We start from the raw sequence: 15134 nt of genomic DNA, 5'->3' as shown, positions 1-15134 counted from the left end.
AATGTTACAACCGAAAAGGACCAAGTATCGCAAGATGCAAAAGGGTCGCGTAACAGGCCTGGCCTACCGCGGCAGCTCCATAGACTTCGGTTCGTTCGCGCTTAAGTCACTGGAAATCTCTTGGATTACGGCTCGCCAGATTGAGGCTGCCCGTATTGCCATGACCCGTGCCATGAAACGCGAAGGGCAAGTATGGATTCGCATTTTCCCAGATAAGCCAATTACCAAGAAGCCTGCTGAAGTGCGGATGGGTAAGGGTAAAGGTTCGCCCGAGTATTGGGTAGCCTGCGTGAAGCCTGGCCAAATCATGTTTGAATCGGATGGCGTGAGCCTCGAAACCGCGAAGGAGTCGCTGCGTCTGGCGGCTCAGAAGCTGCCGGTTCGTACCTCATTTGTAGTTCGTCGCGACTACGTAGAGAACGCTGCTTAATCCGATGAAAAACGAAGCAATCCGCGCCCTGTCGCTCGACGACCTGCGCACGCAAATCAAAACCGAGCAAACCAACGGCCAGCAGATGCGCTTTGCGCACGCTATCAGCCCGCTCGAAAACCCCGGCCGCCTGAAGGCCAACCGCAAAACCGTTGCTCGCCTGCAAACGGAGCTTTCGCGTCGGAACAATGAGCAGGCTTCTAACCAAGCTTAGTAATGGAACCGACTCAAGAAAACCTGTTGCCGGCTCACGACAATGCTTCGGACCGCAACATGCGGAAAGAAATCGTGGGCAAGGTGACCAGCAACAAGATGGATAAGTCCATCACGGTGGCGGTAGTAGCCAAGCACCAGCACCCGATTTACGGTAAGTTCGTGAGCAAGACTACTAAGTTCCACGCCCACGACGAGAAAAACGAGTGTGGCGAAGGTGACTTGGTGCGCATCATGAGCACCCGTCCCCTGAGCAAGACCAAGCGCTGGCGCCTGGTTGAAATTGTTGAACGTGCTAAATAATCCTGAACGATGATACAGCAAGAATCCCGCCTCACGGTAGCCGACAATAGCGGCGCCAAGGAAGTGCTCTGCATCCGCGTACTGGGTGGCACGGGCAAGAAGTATGCTACGGTTGGTGATAAAATCGTGGTAGCTATCAAGTCGGCTATCCCTTCGGGCAATGCCAAGAAAGGTACTGTTAGCAAGGCTGTTATCGTACGCGTGAAGAAAGAAATCCGTCGTAAGGACGGCTCTTATATCCGCTTCGACGACAACGCGGCCGTACTGCTCAACAACAACGACGAGCCCCGCGGCACGCGCATCTTCGGGCCAGTAGCCCGCGAGCTGCGCGAGAAGCAGTTTATGAAAATCGTATCGCTGGCCCCGAAGTAATCTAACCAATGGCAACCAAAGCAAAAGCCCCGGTCGTGCACCTGCACGTGAAATCCGGCGACCTCGTGAAGGTTATTGCCGGCGACGAGCGCGGCAAAACCGGCACCATCAAATCGGTAAATCGCTCTACACAGCGGGTTATCGTAGAAGGCCTGAACCTGGTAACGAAGCACAACAAGCCGAGTGCCAAGAATCCCCAGGGTGGCATCACTAAAATCGAGAGCCCCATGCACGTGTCGAACGTGAAGAAGGTTGATTCGGCCAACGCTTAATTCGTTACGATAATGGCTCGACTGAAAGATAAATATCAGAAAGAAGTAGTACCCGCGCTCCAGGAGAAATTCCAGTTCAAGAGCATCATGCAGGTACCGCGCATCACCAAAATCTGCATCAACCGGGGCATCGGTGCCGCTGTTGCTGACAAGAAATTGGTTGATAACGGGGTAGAGGAGCTGACGACCATCACTGGTCAGAAGGCTGTTGCAACCATCGCCAAGCGTTCGGTTTCTAACTTCAAACTCCGTGAGGGTATGCCCATCGGTGCGCGCGTGACGCTGCGTGGCGAGCGGATGTACGAATTCCTCGACCGTTTGCTGACCGTAGCACTGCCCGCGTACGGGATTTCAAAGGCATCAATGACAAGGGCTTCGACGGCCGGGGTAACTACACCCTCGGTGTGAAGGAGCAGATTATCTTCCCCGAGATTTCGATTGATAAAATCAAAGGCATCTCCGGTATGGATATCACCTTCGTAACGACGGCCGAAAACGATGAGCAGAGCTACGAGTTGCTCCGCGCTTTCGGTATGCCCTTCGCCAACGCTAAAAAGGAAGCTGAATAATGGCTAAAGAATCCATCAAAGCCCGGGCCCGCAAGCGCGTTGCCCTGGTAGCCCGCTACGCTGAGAAGCGCAAGGCCCTGAAAGCTGCCGGTGACTACGCTGGCCTCGATAAGTTGCCCCGCAACGCGTCGCCCGTGCGCCTGCACAACCGCGATATGATTGACGGCCGCCCCCGTGGCTACATGCGTAAGTTTGGCATCAGCCGCGTTCGCTTCCGCGAAATGGCGTTGGCTGGTAAGATTCCCGGCGTGACGAAGTCGAGCTGGTAGTATACAAAACGGCCAAAACTGATTCCCAAGTTAATGTTTTCGGACCTTAGCTTGGGAATTTCTTTTGGGCTTATAAGGAGTAGTGACGAATAAAAGTTAGCTGAGAGTTTGCATAAGTGCCACACTTCCTGCTACCTTTGCACCCCGAAAAAGCTTACGTACGTTGTGGGTTCGCCCACTCATTTGGCAGGTTGCCGAAAGAAACCATGGGCCGGCCCCGACAGCCGAGCCCAGTAGTCTTAACTGAAATTTCGTTGTACGGCAGTAGCTAGTGCGTCGAAATTTTCTTATCTTTGCGGTCCCAAAACCAGGGCCTATTTTAACTAAATGAATACTGACCCGATTGCCGATTACCTTACCCGGTTGCGCAACGCCATTAAGGCGAACCACCGGGTAGTGGAAATCCCGGCCAGCAACATCAAAAAGGAAATCACGAAGGTGCTCTACCACAAGGGCTACATTCAGAGCTACCGTTTTGATGATACTTCGGCCCAAGGTGTGATTAAAATCGCCTTGAAGTATAACCCCACTACGAAAGCCCCGGCTATCACCAAGCTGGAGCGCGTGAGCACTCCCGGTCTGCGCCAGTATCGGCACGTCGAGAACCTGCCCGCGTACTGAGCGGTTTGGGTGTGGCCATCCTGTCGACCTCGAAAGGGGTAATGACCGAAAAGGAGGCTAAAAATGAGAACGTGGGCGGCGAGGTGCTGTGCTACGTGTACTAACCTGCTAAGCCCTAGTATCTATATGTCCCGCATTGGCAAACTACCGATTGCACTGCCCGCCGGCGTGCAGGTATCGGTCGACAACGAAAATACCGTAACGGTTAAAGGCCCCAAAGGCACCCTGACCCAGGTTGTAGACCGCGACATCGCGGTAGCTATGGAAGACGGCCAGGTAGTAGTGACCCGTCCGACCGAGCAGAAGCGCCACAAGGCCATGCACGGCCTGTACCGCTCACTTATCAATAACATGATTACGGGTGTAAACACTGGCTTCGAGCATAAGCTCGAACTAGTAGGTGTAGGCTACAAGGCCGCCCTGGCTGGCCAGTCGCTGGAACTGTCGCTTGGCTACTCGCACAACGTGTACCTGGCGCTGCCCAAAGAAGTGTCGGCCACGGCCGTTACCGAAAAAGGTAAAAACCCCATTGTAACCTTGACCAGCATCGATAAGCAGCTTATCGGTCAGGTAGCCGCCAAAATCCGCTCGTTGCGGAAAGTCGAGCCTTACAAAGGCAAGGGTGTGCGCTTCGTGGGTGAAATCGTTCGTCGTAAAGCCGGCAAGACTGCCGCTAAAAAGTAATCTAGTATCATGGCTTTCGATAAAGCAACTCGCCGGAAGCGCATTCAGCGCATCATCCGCACGAAAGTGTCCGGCACATCGGAGCGCCCGCGCCTGTCGGTGTTCCGCTCTAACACGGGCATCTACGCCCAGATTATCGACGACACGGCCGGCCGCACGCTGGCTGCCGCTTCGTCGAAGAAGGTAACCGCCGAAGGTGGTAACGGGGTGGCGCTGGCCGCTGCCGTAGGCCGCGAAATCGCCGCTAAGGCGCAGGAGGCTGGCATCACGAAAGTGGTGTTCGACCGCTCAGGTTACCTCTATCACGGTCGTATTAAATCATTGGCAGAAGGAGCCCGCGAAGGCGGCCTCAATTTCTAAGGCATCATGGCAGAGTATAACAACAACAACCGTGGTGGCGCTCCTGGGGGAAACGACCGCGGTGGCAACAACCGGGGCGGCAACGACCGTCGCGGCAACGACCGCGGTGGCCGCGGCAACGATAGCTCGGTTCAGGGCGACTCAGACTTCAAAGAAAAAGTAGTAGCCATCAACCGGGTAGCCAAAGTGGTGAAAGGTGGTCGTCGCTTCAGCTTCTCGGCTATCGTAGTGGTAGGCGATGGCAAAGGCAACGTGGGCTACGGCCTGGGCAAAGCCAACGAGGTGACCGATGCCATTGCCAAAGGCATTGACGACGCTCGCAAGAATGTAGTGAAAGTGCCGCTGTACAAGCACACTGTTCCCCACGTAATGGAAGGCCGCTACGGTGGAGGTTTCGTACTTGTTCAGCCCGCTGCGGCTGGTACGGGCGTAATCGCTGGCGGCGCTATGCGTGCCGTGTTCGAATCGGCTGGTATCAAAGACGTACTCGCTAAGTCGAAAGGCTCGTCGAACCCCCACAACGTAGTAAAGGCTACCTTTGCTGCCCTAGCCAAGATGCGCGACCCGATGCAAATAGCTCAGGCGCGCGGCATTTCTCTCGCTCGCGTATTTAACGGTTAAGTTGACCATGCCACAGATTCAAGTAAAGCTCGTGCGCAGCGCCATCGACCGCCCGAGCGTCAGAAGCGCACCGTGCAGGCCCTCGGCCTGAATAAAATGAACAGCACTGCTACTCACGAAGCCAATCCCAGTATCCTGGGTATGGTAGCTTCGGTAAAGCACCTGCTGGAAGTAACCGAACTGTAAGCGTTTATCCCAGTCATGAATCTTTCCAATCTAAAACCCGCCGCTGGCTCGACGCGCAACAACAAGCGTCTTGGCCGTGGTGAAGGCTCAGGTGGTGGTGGTACCGCTACCCGTGGTCACAAAGGTGCTAAGTCACGCTCGGGCTACTCGCGCAAGTCGGGCTTCGAAGGCGGTCAAATGCCTCTGCAGCGTCGTGTGCCGAAATTCGGTTTCACGAACATCAACCGTGTTGAGTACAAAGGCATTAACCTGGACGTGCTGCAGAGCCTGCTCGAAAAGGGGACTGTTGCTTCGATGGACCAGGCCTACTTCGTAGAGGCTGGTCTGGTATCGAAGAATGCTAAAATTAAAATTCTGGGCCGCGGTGAGCTGACTGCTGCTTTGGAAGTACACGCTCATGCTTTTTCAAAGACTGCCCAAGAGGCTATCGAGAAGGCTGGTGGCAAAGTAGTTACGCTGTAACTTATATTGTTAGGAAGTAGCAATGAATAAGTTTATCAACACGATAAAAAACATTTTTGCGATTGAGGATTTGCGTACGCGAATCCTCAATACGCTATTTTTCATTGCTATCTATCGGCTCGGCTGCTACGTCGTATTGCCTGGCGTTGACCCAACCCGTCTGAAGGCGGGTAGCGGCGGGGTATTCGGCATTCTGGATACGCTGCTGGGTGGGGCGTTTAGCCACGCCTCCATCTTCGCGCTGGGCATTATGCCCTACATCTCGGCTTCTATTGTGCTGCAGCTGCTTACGATTGCGGTACCTTACTTTCAGAAGCTTCAGAAGGAAGGCGAATCAGGCCGGAAGAAAATTAACCAGTATACCCGCTTACTGACTATCCCGATTGTGATGGCTCAGTCTGTGGGTTTCCTGGCTACTATCAATGCGGAGGCGATAACTAATCCGGGCACCTTCTTTACTGTTTCTACGATGCTCATCATCACAGCCGGAACGCTGTTTTGCATGTGGCTGGGTGAGAAAATTACCGATAAAGGAATCGGCAATGGCATTTCCATGATTATCATGATTGGAATTGTCTCGCGCCTACCCGGTGCCCTTATTGGCGAAGCAGCTGCTAAAGGCATTAACAAGTCACTGATTTTCCTGCTGGAGCTGGTGGTGCTGTTCCTGGTAGTAATGGCCGTTATCGTGCTTACGCAGGCTGTTCGCCGTATTCCGGTGCAGTACGCAAAGCAGGTAGGCGGTACTACGCAGCTTGATGCGCAGCGACAGTTTATTCCGCTGAAAGTCAATGCAGCAGGTGTAATGCCCATCATCTTTGCCCAGTCGCTGATGTTTGTGCCTAGCATTGCTGCTTCCGCATGGGATAAGAATAGTGATTTGGCGGCTACTATAGCTGCCTATTTTTCTCCCGAGCACTGGGTATACAATACCGTATTCGCTTTATTGATTATCGTATTCACCTATTTCTACACTGCTATCAGTGTCAACCCCAACCAGATTGCGGATGACCTGAAGCGGAGTGGCGGCTTTGTGCCGGGTGTGAAGCCGGGGCGCGATACCTCCGAATTCATTGATGATATCCTGACGCGTGTGACGTTGCCCGGAGCAGTAGCCCTGGCGTTGATTGCCATCTTCCCGACCATGGCGCTGTTGCTGGGCGTAACTCGTCCCTTGTCGCTGTTCTACGGTGGTACTTCCCTTATCATTATGGTGGGGGTAGTACTTGATACGCTGAACCAGATAGAAAGCTATCTGCTCATGCGGCATTACGATGGAATGATGAAGTCGGGCAAACTGCGTGGCCGTGCTACTGAACCAGTAGCGTTGGCTTCGTAAACAGAAACCATGGCTACCGGCACTATTCAGTATAAAACAGAAGAAGAGATTGACTTGATGCGCGCCGCCGGGCAGCTACTGGCACGCGCGCACGGGGAGGTAGCTGCGCTGGTTCGGGAAGGAGTTACGACGCGGGAGTTGGACCGTCGCGCCGAAGAGTTCATTCGGGACCACGGGGCTACTCCTTCGTTCAAAGGATTATATGGTTTTCCGCATAGCCTCTGCCTTAGTCCAAACGCGGTAGTGGTGCACGGGTTTGCTACCGATGAGCCATTGAAGAGTGGTGATATTCTGTCAGTAGATTGCGGAGTGCTGCTCAACGGCTACCACGCAGATAGTGCCTATACTTACCCAATCGGGGAAGTATCGCCGGAAGTGCGGCAACTGCTTAAGGAAACGGAAGCTTCGCTGTACAAAGGCATTGAGCAGGCCGTAGCTGGTAACCGTGTTGGCGATATCAGCTTTGCCATTCAAAACCATGTTGCTCCGAAAGGGTACGGCGTGGTGCGCGAATTGGTAGGGCATGGGGTAGGTGCCAGCCTGCATGAGAAGCCTGAGGTCCCTAACTACGGTAAACGTGGTTCCGGACCTCTGCTGCAAACCGGAATGACCCTGGCGATTGAGCCGATGGTAACGCTGGGCAAGAAGGATGTAGTACAGGAAAAGGATGGCTGGACTATCCGGACCCGTGATAAAAAAGCCGCTGCGCACTTTGAGCACACGGTTGTTGTTAGAAAAGACAAGGCAGAGATTCTGACTTCGTTTGAATATATAGAAAAAGCACTGCAGTAGCCCTTATGGCAAAACAAGCCTCCATCGAGCAGGACGGTACCATCCTCGAAGCCCTTTCTAACGCCATGTTTCGCGTGGAATTGGAAAATGGCCACCAACTGATTGCCCACATTTCGGGCAAGATGCGGATGCACTATATTAAAATTCTGCCCGGCGACAAGGTGAAACTGGAGATGTCGCCTTACGACTTGTCGAAGGGCCGTATAAAGTATCGTTACAAGTAATTTTTTTCGTTCTTTTCAAGGTCATGAAAGTAAAAACCTCGGTGAAGAAACGTAGCGTTGATTGCAAAATCATCCGTCGCAACGGCAAGCTCTACGTTATCAACAAGAAGAACCCCCGCTTCAAGCAGCGTCAGGGCTAAATCATTTTTCAGAAACCCGGAGCCTTGGGTACTGACTGGTTTGAACTTTTATTCAGCCAGTCGCCTTCCAAGCCGCTGCCGGGCTTTCTGGTCCGCAAACACCTAACAACCACTATGGCTCGTATCGCAGGGGTAGACATCCCGGACAACAAGCGCGGCGAAATCGCCCTGACTTACATTTTCGGCATTGGCCGGAGCAATTCGGTTAAAATCCTCACTCAGGCTGGCATTGATGTCAACAAAAAAGTGAAGGATTGGACTGAAGCTGAAGCTAGCGAGGTGCGTAACATCATCGCGGCCGGGCACAAAACCGAAGGCGTACTGCGTTCGGAGATTCAGCTCAACATCAAACGTTTGATGGACATTGGCTGCTATCGTGGCCTGCGTCACCGCAAAGGCCTGCCGGTGCGCGGCCAGCATACCAAAAACAACTCGCGTACCCGTAAGGGCAAGCGCAAAACTGTTGCTGGTAAGAAGAAAGCAACGAAATAATTCATAGCGGCAATCGGGATTTCAGTTATCAATTAGCAGTGAACAGTTATCAGCCTAGATGACTTCAACTGCTAACTGTTCATTGCTAATTGATAACTGAAATTTCAACACCTGCCGTGTTTCAGCGATAACCAAATGGCACAAAAAAGAAAAGACAAAGCCAAAAAGCGGCTTGTCGTGGTGGAGCAGGTGGGCCAGGTCCACATTCGCGCCTCCTTTAACAACATCATTATCTCGGTCACCAACTCCAATGGTCAGGTAATTTCCTGGGCTTCGGCAGGTAAGATGGGTTTCCGGGGCTCGAAGAAAAACACTCCTTATGCAGCCCAAATGGCAGCTACGGATTGCGGCAAAGTAGCTCATGACCTCGGCATGCGCAAAGCCGAAATCTTCGTGAAAGGCCCGGGCGCTGGCCGTGAGTCGGCTATTCGCGCCCTGGGTAACGTGGGCATTGAAGTGACGACCATTCGCGACGTGACGCCGCTGCCGCACAACGGCTGCCGCCCGCCCAAGCGTCGCCGCGTTTGATTTTTCATTTCTGTTAGTAAACCCACATGGCACGTTATACTGGCCCTACCGCCAAAATCGCCCGCCGCTTTTCGGAGCCGATTTTTGGCCCGAGCAAAGCGCTCAATAAGAAAAACTATCCGCCCGGCCAGCACGGCCGTGGCCGCCGCAAGAAGCAGTCGGAATATGCTGTCCAGCTAATGGAGAAGCAGAAAGTAAAGTACCTGTACGGTGTGCTGGAGAAATACTTCGAGAACCTGTTTCACAAAGCGGCGGTACTGCCCGGCATTACGGGTGAAAACCTGCTTGGCCTGCTTGAGTCGCGGCTGGACAATGTGGTGTACCGCCTTGGTATCGCCAGCACCCGTCGTGCTGCTCGTCAGCTGGTGTCGCACAAGCACATCACCGTGAACGGTGAAGTGGTAAACATTCCTTCGTACAAGCTCCGCGCCGGCGACCAGGTTGGGGTGCGTGAGAAGTCGAAGTCGCTCGAAGCTATCACTACCAGCCTGACGGTTCGCAATGCGCGTCAGTTCTCGTGGCTGGAGTGGGACGGCAAGGACATGGTGGGCACGTTCACCAACATGCCGTCGCGTGAGCTGATTCCGGAAAAAATTACGGAGCAGCTCATCGTCGAACTGTATTCGAAGTAATAAAGGCACTTGGTGCGGCCCGGGCTTGGCTCGGGCCGCACTTATGCTGACCCCATCCCCGGCTCGTCCCCGGTGGGGCGGGGAACCTGTTTTAGGCAACAGGTTGGTTTTGGGGAACTTAGCAAGCTTCGGCTTGCTTTACTTTTAAATAACTAAACGCCCCACATATGTCAATCTTAGCTTTTCAGATGCCGGAGAAGGTGGTGATGGAGAAATCCGACGACTTCACCGGAACGTTTGAATTCAAGCCTCTGGAGAAGGGCTACGGCGTCACGATTGGGAACGCGCTGCGGCGCATTCTGCTGTCGTCGCTGGAGGGCTTCGCCATTACGTCGGTGCGCACGACTTCGGTGCTGCACGAGTTCTCGACGATTGAAGGAGTGATTGAGGATATGTCCGAAATCATCCTGAACCTCAAGCAAGTGCGCTTCAAGAAAATCAGCGACGCCATTGAGGACAAGATTACGGTGCGCGTAAGCGGTCAGGACAGCTTTACGGCTGGCGACATTGGCAAGTTTGCCGTAGGTTTTCAAATTCTGAATCCGAAGCTGGTTATCTGCAACCTCGACCCAGCCAAGGAGCTGGAGTTTGAGCTGACGATTGCGCGGGGCCGGGGCTACGTACCCGCCGACGAGAACAAGCCCACCGACCAGGTTTTTGGTCAGATTGCCATTGATGCTATCTACACGCCTATCAAGAACGTGAAGTACAGCATCGAGAACACGCGCGTAGAGCAGAAGACTGACTACGAGCGGTTGCTGATTGAAATCCAGACCGACGGCTCGATTCATCCGGAGGAGGCGCTGAAAGGTGCCGCCAATATCCTGATTCAGCACTTTATGCTGTTCTCAGACAGCACGATGCAGCTGAGCGGTAACCGCCCGGCGGCTGCCGAGCCGATTGATGAGGAAACCCTCGCTATGCGCAAGGTGCTGAAAACTTCGCTCGGCGAGATGGACCTTTCGGTACGGGCTTATAACTGCCTGAAAGCGGCCGACATCAAAACCCTGGGCGAGCTGGTACAGCTCGACATGGCCGACATGATGAAGTTCCGCAACTTCGGTAAGAAGAGCCTCACTGAGCTGGAAAACCTGGTTGAGGAGAAGGGTCTCCATTTCGGCATGGACCTGAGCAAGTATCGCCTCGACGAAGACTAGAATTATTGAATGTGGGAGGTGGAAGAATGAGGAAATGTGGCCAATGCCCCGACTCACACTTCCAACTCCCACATTTTTTAGGTTACGAATGAGGCGGGGTGACCAGAAAAGCAATTTTCACATCTGCCACATTTTATATTTCTGCCTTATTTTCAATCCGCTACGCCCTCGGGATTAGGGTTCTAATGAGGTCCGTTGACCCGCCGTGGTCCTGGTCCGCAAGCGTAGCATTTAACCAATCTGTCCGATGAGACACGGTAAAAAAATCAACCACCTGGGGCGCACAGCCTCCCACCGCAACGCGATGCTGTCGAACATGGCTTCGTCGCTCATTCTCCACAAGCGCGTAACCACGACGGTTGCCAAAGCCAAAGCTTTGCGCCAGTTTGTGGAGCCATTGCTGACTAAGGCTAAAGACGATACGACGCACTCGCGCCGTACTGTTTTCGCTACCCTGCAAAGCAAGGAAAGTATTAAGGAGCTGTACGGAGAGATTGCCGGTCGGATTGCCAACCGTCCGGGTGGCTATACCCGCATTCTGAAGCTGAGCGCTACCCGCGCCGGTGACAACGCCGATATGTGCATCATCGAGCTGGTTGACTTCAACGAGACGCTGCTCGAAGCCAAGAATGCTGCTGAAGCCAAAACTACTACTACCCGTCGTTCGCGTCGTCGGGGTGGCAAGTCGGAGGCTGGTAATGAAGCTGGTACGTCGGCCGCTGTGGTGGCTGATGCTCCGGCTGCCACTACTACCGAGTCGGCTCCGGCAGACACAGCTACCGACACGCTGACCAACGGGGAAACCCGCGAGCAAGCTGCCGCTGAGTAGTTAGCTGCTAACTATAGAAAAAGGGACGTGCTTCACGGCACGTCCCTTTTTTTGTGCGCTATTCTGGATAGAACGCCGGGTTTGTAGTAAAGCGTACCCAAAGGCAACTGTGAGCGTGCGAACCAGTATTACGAAATAAAGAATACAGGAGCGGCGACAGCCGGCCTAGCGTCAGGGTGTCAGTGGCTAGGAGTAATATTAATAATTTATTATATTAATGGAAGAGCAGCGACGTCTGGCGGAAGCCAATAACCATACAGCGAGCTGGCGAAAATTCGGCCCTTACCTTACCGAGCGGCAGTGGGGCACGGTGCGCGAAGACTATAGCGCCGATGGCAATGCCTGGGACTTTATCACGCACGAGATGGCGCGCTCGTATGCCTATCGCTGGGGAGAAGAAGGCATTGCAGGGCTTAGCGACGATAAGCAGCGGCTATGTTTTGGCGTGGGCCTGTGGAACGGAGTCGATGAGCAGCTGAAGGAGCGGCTTTTTGGCTTGACAAACGGCCAGGGCAACCATGGGAGGATGTGAAGGAGCAGTACTATTACCTGGATAGTACGCCCACGCACTCGTACATGAAAATGCTTTATAAGTATCCGCAGCATGCTTTTCCGTACGAAAAGCTGCTAGCGGAGAATGGCCGGCGCACCCGGCTGGAGCCGGAGTACGAGCTGCTGGATACCGGTATTTTTGACGAGAGCCGCTACTTCGATGTATTTATAGAATATGCCAAGGCCGCGCCCGACGATGTGCTGGTACGCATTACAGCGCACAACCGCGGGCCGGAAGCTGCTACTTTGCACGTGCTGCCGCAGCTATGGTTTCGTAATACCTGGGCCTGGGGCAACGACGACCGGCGCCCCGAACTGCGCCAAGTGGCAGCCGGGGTAGTGCAGGCTACACATTCGGAGCTGGGCCAGTACCAGTTATATAGTGACCAGGAGCCCGAGCTGCTGTTCTGTGAGAATGAAACTAATACGAGCCTGCTGGGCCGCCAGCCAGCCGGCGAATCCTACTTTAAGGATGGTATTAACGACTATCTGGTAGGCGGCCGGCAGAAAGCGGTGAACCTGGCCCGAACGGGTACGAAAGCGGCGGCGCATTACGTGTTTACAATTGCACCGGGCGAAGCGCAGGTGGTACGTCTGCGCTTGAGCCAGCCGGTACATGATACGCCGTTTGCGAATTTTGACGAGCTTTTTGCCACCCGGCAGCAGGAAGCCGAAGTGTTTTACGAGTGTGTGCAGGAGGGCGTGGCTGACCCGGATGCCCGCAATGTGCAGCGGCAGGCTTTTGCCGGTATGCTTTGGAGCAAGCAGTTTTATTGCTACGATGTGAGCCAGTGGCTCGACGGCGACCCGGCCTGGCCCGCGCCGAAGGAGCGGCAGAAAGGCCGCAACTCAAGCTGGCGCCACTTGCACAATGCCGACATCATCTCAATGCCCGATAAGTGGGAGTATCCGTGGTATGCGGCCTGGGACCTGGCTTTTCATTGCCTGCCGCTGGCGATGGTTGATGCCAGCTTTGCCAAGCAGCAGCTGCGGCTGCTGACGCAGGACGGCTACCTGCATCCCAACGGCCAGATGCCGGCCTACGAGTGGAAGTTTGAGGATGTGAATGCGCCGGTACACGCTTGGGCTACGTGGCGCGTGTACCAGATGGACCGTAAGCTTAACGGCGGCAACGGCGATACCCCGTTTCTGGAAGCCGTGTTTCAAAAGCTGGTGATGACGTTTACGTGGTGGGTAAACCGCAAGGACCACGACGAGCGCAACATCTTCGAGGGGGGCTTTCTGGGGATGGACAACATCGGCGTGTTTGACCGCTCGGCCCCGCTGCCCACCGGCGGGAAGATTGAGCAGAGTGACGGCACGAGCTGGATGGCCATGTTTGCCCTCAACCTGATGCGCATGGCGCTGGAGCTGGCCAAAACTAACCCCGTGTATCAGGAAATGGCCAGTAAGTTCTTCGAGCACTTTCTGCACATTGCCTATGCGATGACGCGCGGGGCGGGGGCGATTTTAACCTCTGGGACGAGGAAGACCAGTTTTACTACGACGTGCTGCACACCCCCGACGACTCGCGGTCGCGCCTGCGCATTCGCTCCATGGTAGGCCTGATTCCGCTGTTTGCGGTAGAGGTGATTGAGGATGAGCTGCTCAATGCCATGCCGCAGTTTACGGCCCGGGCTCAGTGGCTGATAGAAAACCGGCCGCACCTCGTGGGCCAGGTAAGCCGCTGGCAGGAATTGGGTAAGGGCACGCACCGCCATCTGCTGAGCCTGATGCGGCGCAGCCGCCTCAAAAGCGTGTTGGCACGGATGCTGGATGAGACCGAATTTCTGTCTGACCACGGCATCCGGTCGTTGTCGCGCTACCACCTTGAGCACCCGTATGAGTACCAGGCCGAAGAATCGAGCTTCACGGTGACGTATGTGCCGGGCGAAGCCGAATCGGATATGTTTGGGGGCAACTCCAACTGGCGCGGGCCGGTCTGGTTCCCAGTCAACTACCTCATTATCGAGTCGTTGCAGCGGTTTTATGCCTACTATGGCGACACCTTCACGGTAGAGTACCCGACGGGCTCGGGTCAGCAGCACAACCTCAAGGAAATAGCCGATGCCCTGGCCGCGCGCCTGGCCCGGCTGCTGCTGAAGGATGCCGATGGCAAGCGCCCGGCTTTCGGCAACTCGGTGCTATTGCAGCACGACCCGCATTTTAAAAACTACCTGCTGTTTCACGAGTTTTTTCATGGTGATGATGGCCACGGCCTAGGGGCCAGCCACCAAACCGGCTGGACGGGCCTGGTAGTGCGCCTGCTTCAGCAGCGGACGCAGGAGTAGGGAGGTTGATTTGTAATATATTAAATTTAATATGTACTTCGGGCGCTGGTAATCATTATCGTCACGCAGTGCAACCCGACGCACGTGCGCTTTGTCTGTTAGGGTACAATTTCGGAAAGCCACCGACCTTTGCGCTTTACTGTTAGCCGAGTTTGCCTATGGAAGCCGTTGCCTATATCGATATTAATGCCCCGCTGGTAGAGCGGTGCCGCGTAAACGACCGGCAGGCGCAGGCCGAGCTGTACCGCCGCTACTCGAAGGCCATGTTTAACGCGGCGCTGCGTATCACGGGCGACTATGCCGAGGCGGAGGATGTATTGCAGGAGTCTTTCCTGAGCGCGTTTCGGGAGCTGAGTGGGTATAAGGGCGACTCGTCGTTCGGAGCCTGGCTCAAGCGCATTGTAGTAAATAAGAGTATTAATTGCCTACGGCAGCGGCGCTTGCAGCTGGTGCCGCTCGAAGACTTTCACCACGACGCGGCCCCCGCCGAGCAGGTGTCGCCGCACGCCGCCGACGATGCCGATGAGCAGCAGTACCGGGCCGACGTACTGCGGCGCTGCATTCAGGAGCTGCCCGATGGCTACCGGGTGGTGCTCTCGCTTTACCTGCTGGAAGGCTACGACCACCTTGAAATAGCCGGCATTCTGGGCATTACCGAATCGACCTCGAAGTCGCAGTACAGTCGGGCGCGGCAGCGCCTGCGCGAGCTGGCGATGCAGCGCGGCCTGAGTTAGCAGACCAGCATTACGCTTTAGCAAATTCTTCTCCTACCCACCCCAAGTTACCAGCCGTTGCG

At 54.8% G+C, this 15134-nt stretch carries 21 protein-coding genes and 3 pseudogenes; all 24 read left to right on the top strand.

What is annotated here, in order from left to right:
- Position 1: 1 nt before the first annotated feature.
- Positions 2-430 carry a 50S ribosomal protein L16 gene (gene rplP / locus GKZ67_RS15415; RefSeq protein WP_068340453.1) on the top strand — a complete coding sequence of 143 codons (429 nt, stop codon included), beginning with the start codon at positions 2-4 and terminating at the stop codon, positions 428-430.
- Positions 431-434: 4 nt separating this feature from the next.
- Positions 435-644 (top strand): 50S ribosomal protein L29, encoded by a 210-nt coding sequence (rpmC, locus tag GKZ67_RS15410; RefSeq protein ID WP_173243970.1) that lies wholly within the window; start codon positions 435-437, stop codon positions 642-644.
- 2 nt (positions 645-646) lie between these two features.
- Complete coding sequence (gene rpsQ, locus GKZ67_RS15405) at positions 647-946, top strand: 30S ribosomal protein S17 (protein WP_173243967.1); 300 nt, start codon at positions 647-649, stop codon at positions 944-946.
- A gap of 9 nt (positions 947-955) precedes the next feature.
- On the top strand, positions 956-1318 hold the full coding sequence (rplN, locus tag GKZ67_RS15400; RefSeq protein WP_173243964.1) for a 50S ribosomal protein L14: 363 nt from the start codon (positions 956-958) through the stop codon (positions 1316-1318).
- An 8-nt stretch (positions 1319-1326) separates the two neighbouring features.
- On the top strand, positions 1327-1590 hold the full coding sequence (rplX, locus tag GKZ67_RS15395; protein WP_173243961.1) for a 50S ribosomal protein L24: 264 nt from the start codon (positions 1327-1329) through the stop codon (positions 1588-1590).
- 12 nt (positions 1591-1602) lie between these two features.
- Positions 1603-2159 (top strand): annotated as a pseudogene (gene rplE, locus GKZ67_RS15390) (50S ribosomal protein L5).
- Positions 2159-2428, top strand: coding sequence for a 30S ribosomal protein S14 (gene rpsN, locus GKZ67_RS15385; protein WP_144846881.1), 270 nt, complete (start codon positions 2159-2161; stop codon positions 2426-2428). Before rplE ends, rpsN begins: the two are co-directional and overlap by 1 nt.
- A 327-nt stretch (positions 2429-2755) precedes the next feature.
- Positions 2756-3153 (top strand): annotated as a pseudogene (gene rpsH / locus GKZ67_RS15380) (30S ribosomal protein S8).
- Positions 3154-3175: 22 nt separating this feature from the next.
- Complete coding sequence (gene rplF, locus GKZ67_RS15375; protein WP_173243958.1) at positions 3176-3733, top strand: 50S ribosomal protein L6; 558 nt, start codon at positions 3176-3178, stop codon at positions 3731-3733.
- Between the two features lie 9 nt (positions 3734-3742).
- A complete protein-coding gene (gene rplR, locus GKZ67_RS15370) occupies positions 3743-4093 on the top strand; it encodes a 50S ribosomal protein L18 (RefSeq protein WP_151086030.1) in 351 nt (116 codons plus the stop codon).
- 6 nt (positions 4094-4099) lie between these two features.
- On the top strand, positions 4100-4714 hold the full coding sequence (gene rpsE, locus GKZ67_RS15365; protein ID WP_133656913.1) for a 30S ribosomal protein S5: 615 nt from the start codon (positions 4100-4102) through the stop codon (positions 4712-4714).
- A 96-nt stretch (positions 4715-4810) separates the two neighbouring features.
- The gene (locus tag GKZ67_RS25280; RefSeq protein ID WP_410505023.1) at positions 4811-4900 is read left to right on the top strand and encodes an uL30 family ribosomal protein; all 90 of its coding nucleotides are present in this window, start codon (positions 4811-4813) and stop codon (positions 4898-4900) included.
- A 15-nt stretch (positions 4901-4915) separates the two neighbouring features.
- Positions 4916-5362, top strand: coding sequence for a 50S ribosomal protein L15 (rplO, locus tag GKZ67_RS15355; RefSeq protein WP_173243954.1), 447 nt, complete (start codon positions 4916-4918; stop codon positions 5360-5362).
- 22 nt (positions 5363-5384) lie between these two features.
- On the top strand, positions 5385-6701 hold the full coding sequence (gene secY / locus GKZ67_RS15350; RefSeq protein WP_151086024.1) for a preprotein translocase subunit SecY: 1317 nt from the start codon (positions 5385-5387) through the stop codon (positions 6699-6701).
- Positions 6702-6710: 9 nt separating this feature from the next.
- On the top strand, positions 6711-7493 hold the full coding sequence (gene map / locus GKZ67_RS15345; protein ID WP_173243951.1) for a type I methionyl aminopeptidase: 783 nt from the start codon (positions 6711-6713) through the stop codon (positions 7491-7493).
- Between the two features lie 5 nt (positions 7494-7498).
- The gene (infA, locus tag GKZ67_RS15340) at positions 7499-7717 is read left to right on the top strand and encodes a translation initiation factor IF-1 (RefSeq protein ID WP_035567874.1); all 219 of its coding nucleotides are present in this window, start codon (positions 7499-7501) and stop codon (positions 7715-7717) included.
- Between the two features lie 23 nt (positions 7718-7740).
- Positions 7741-7857: a 50S ribosomal protein L36 gene (rpmJ, locus tag GKZ67_RS15335; protein WP_068340511.1), complete on the top strand. Its 117-nt coding sequence runs from the start codon at positions 7741-7743 to the stop codon at positions 7855-7857.
- 114 nt (positions 7858-7971) lie between these two features.
- Complete coding sequence (gene rpsM, locus GKZ67_RS15330; RefSeq protein ID WP_151086021.1) at positions 7972-8349, top strand: 30S ribosomal protein S13; 378 nt, start codon at positions 7972-7974, stop codon at positions 8347-8349.
- Between the two features lie 135 nt (positions 8350-8484).
- A complete protein-coding gene (gene rpsK, locus GKZ67_RS15325; RefSeq protein WP_068340513.1) occupies positions 8485-8877 on the top strand; it encodes a 30S ribosomal protein S11 in 393 nt (130 codons plus the stop codon).
- Between the two features lie 26 nt (positions 8878-8903).
- The gene (gene rpsD, locus GKZ67_RS15320; protein ID WP_151086019.1) at positions 8904-9509 is read left to right on the top strand and encodes a 30S ribosomal protein S4; all 606 of its coding nucleotides are present in this window, start codon (positions 8904-8906) and stop codon (positions 9507-9509) included.
- Positions 9510-9676: 167 nt separating this feature from the next.
- The gene (locus GKZ67_RS15315; RefSeq protein WP_173243948.1) at positions 9677-10666 is read left to right on the top strand and encodes a DNA-directed RNA polymerase subunit alpha; all 990 of its coding nucleotides are present in this window, start codon (positions 9677-9679) and stop codon (positions 10664-10666) included.
- A gap of 247 nt (positions 10667-10913) precedes the next feature.
- Positions 10914-11495, top strand: a complete 582-nt coding sequence (rplQ, locus tag GKZ67_RS15310; protein WP_151086015.1) for a 50S ribosomal protein L17 — start codon at positions 10914-10916, stop codon at positions 11493-11495.
- A 217-nt stretch (positions 11496-11712) separates the two neighbouring features.
- Positions 11713-14338, top strand: a pseudogene (locus tag GKZ67_RS15305) (MGH1-like glycoside hydrolase domain-containing protein).
- 158 nt (positions 14339-14496) lie between these two features.
- The gene (locus GKZ67_RS15300; protein WP_173243945.1) at positions 14497-15072 is read left to right on the top strand and encodes an RNA polymerase sigma factor; all 576 of its coding nucleotides are present in this window, start codon (positions 14497-14499) and stop codon (positions 15070-15072) included.
- The last annotated feature ends 62 nt before the right edge of the window (positions 15073-15134 follow it).

This window comes from Hymenobacter sp. BRD67 (assembly GCF_013256425.1).
GTDB lineage: Bacteria > Bacteroidota > Bacteroidia > Cytophagales > Hymenobacteraceae > Hymenobacter.
The sequence above is the reverse complement of the archived record's forward strand: the minus strand, read 5'-3'. Positions and strand labels throughout refer to the sequence as shown.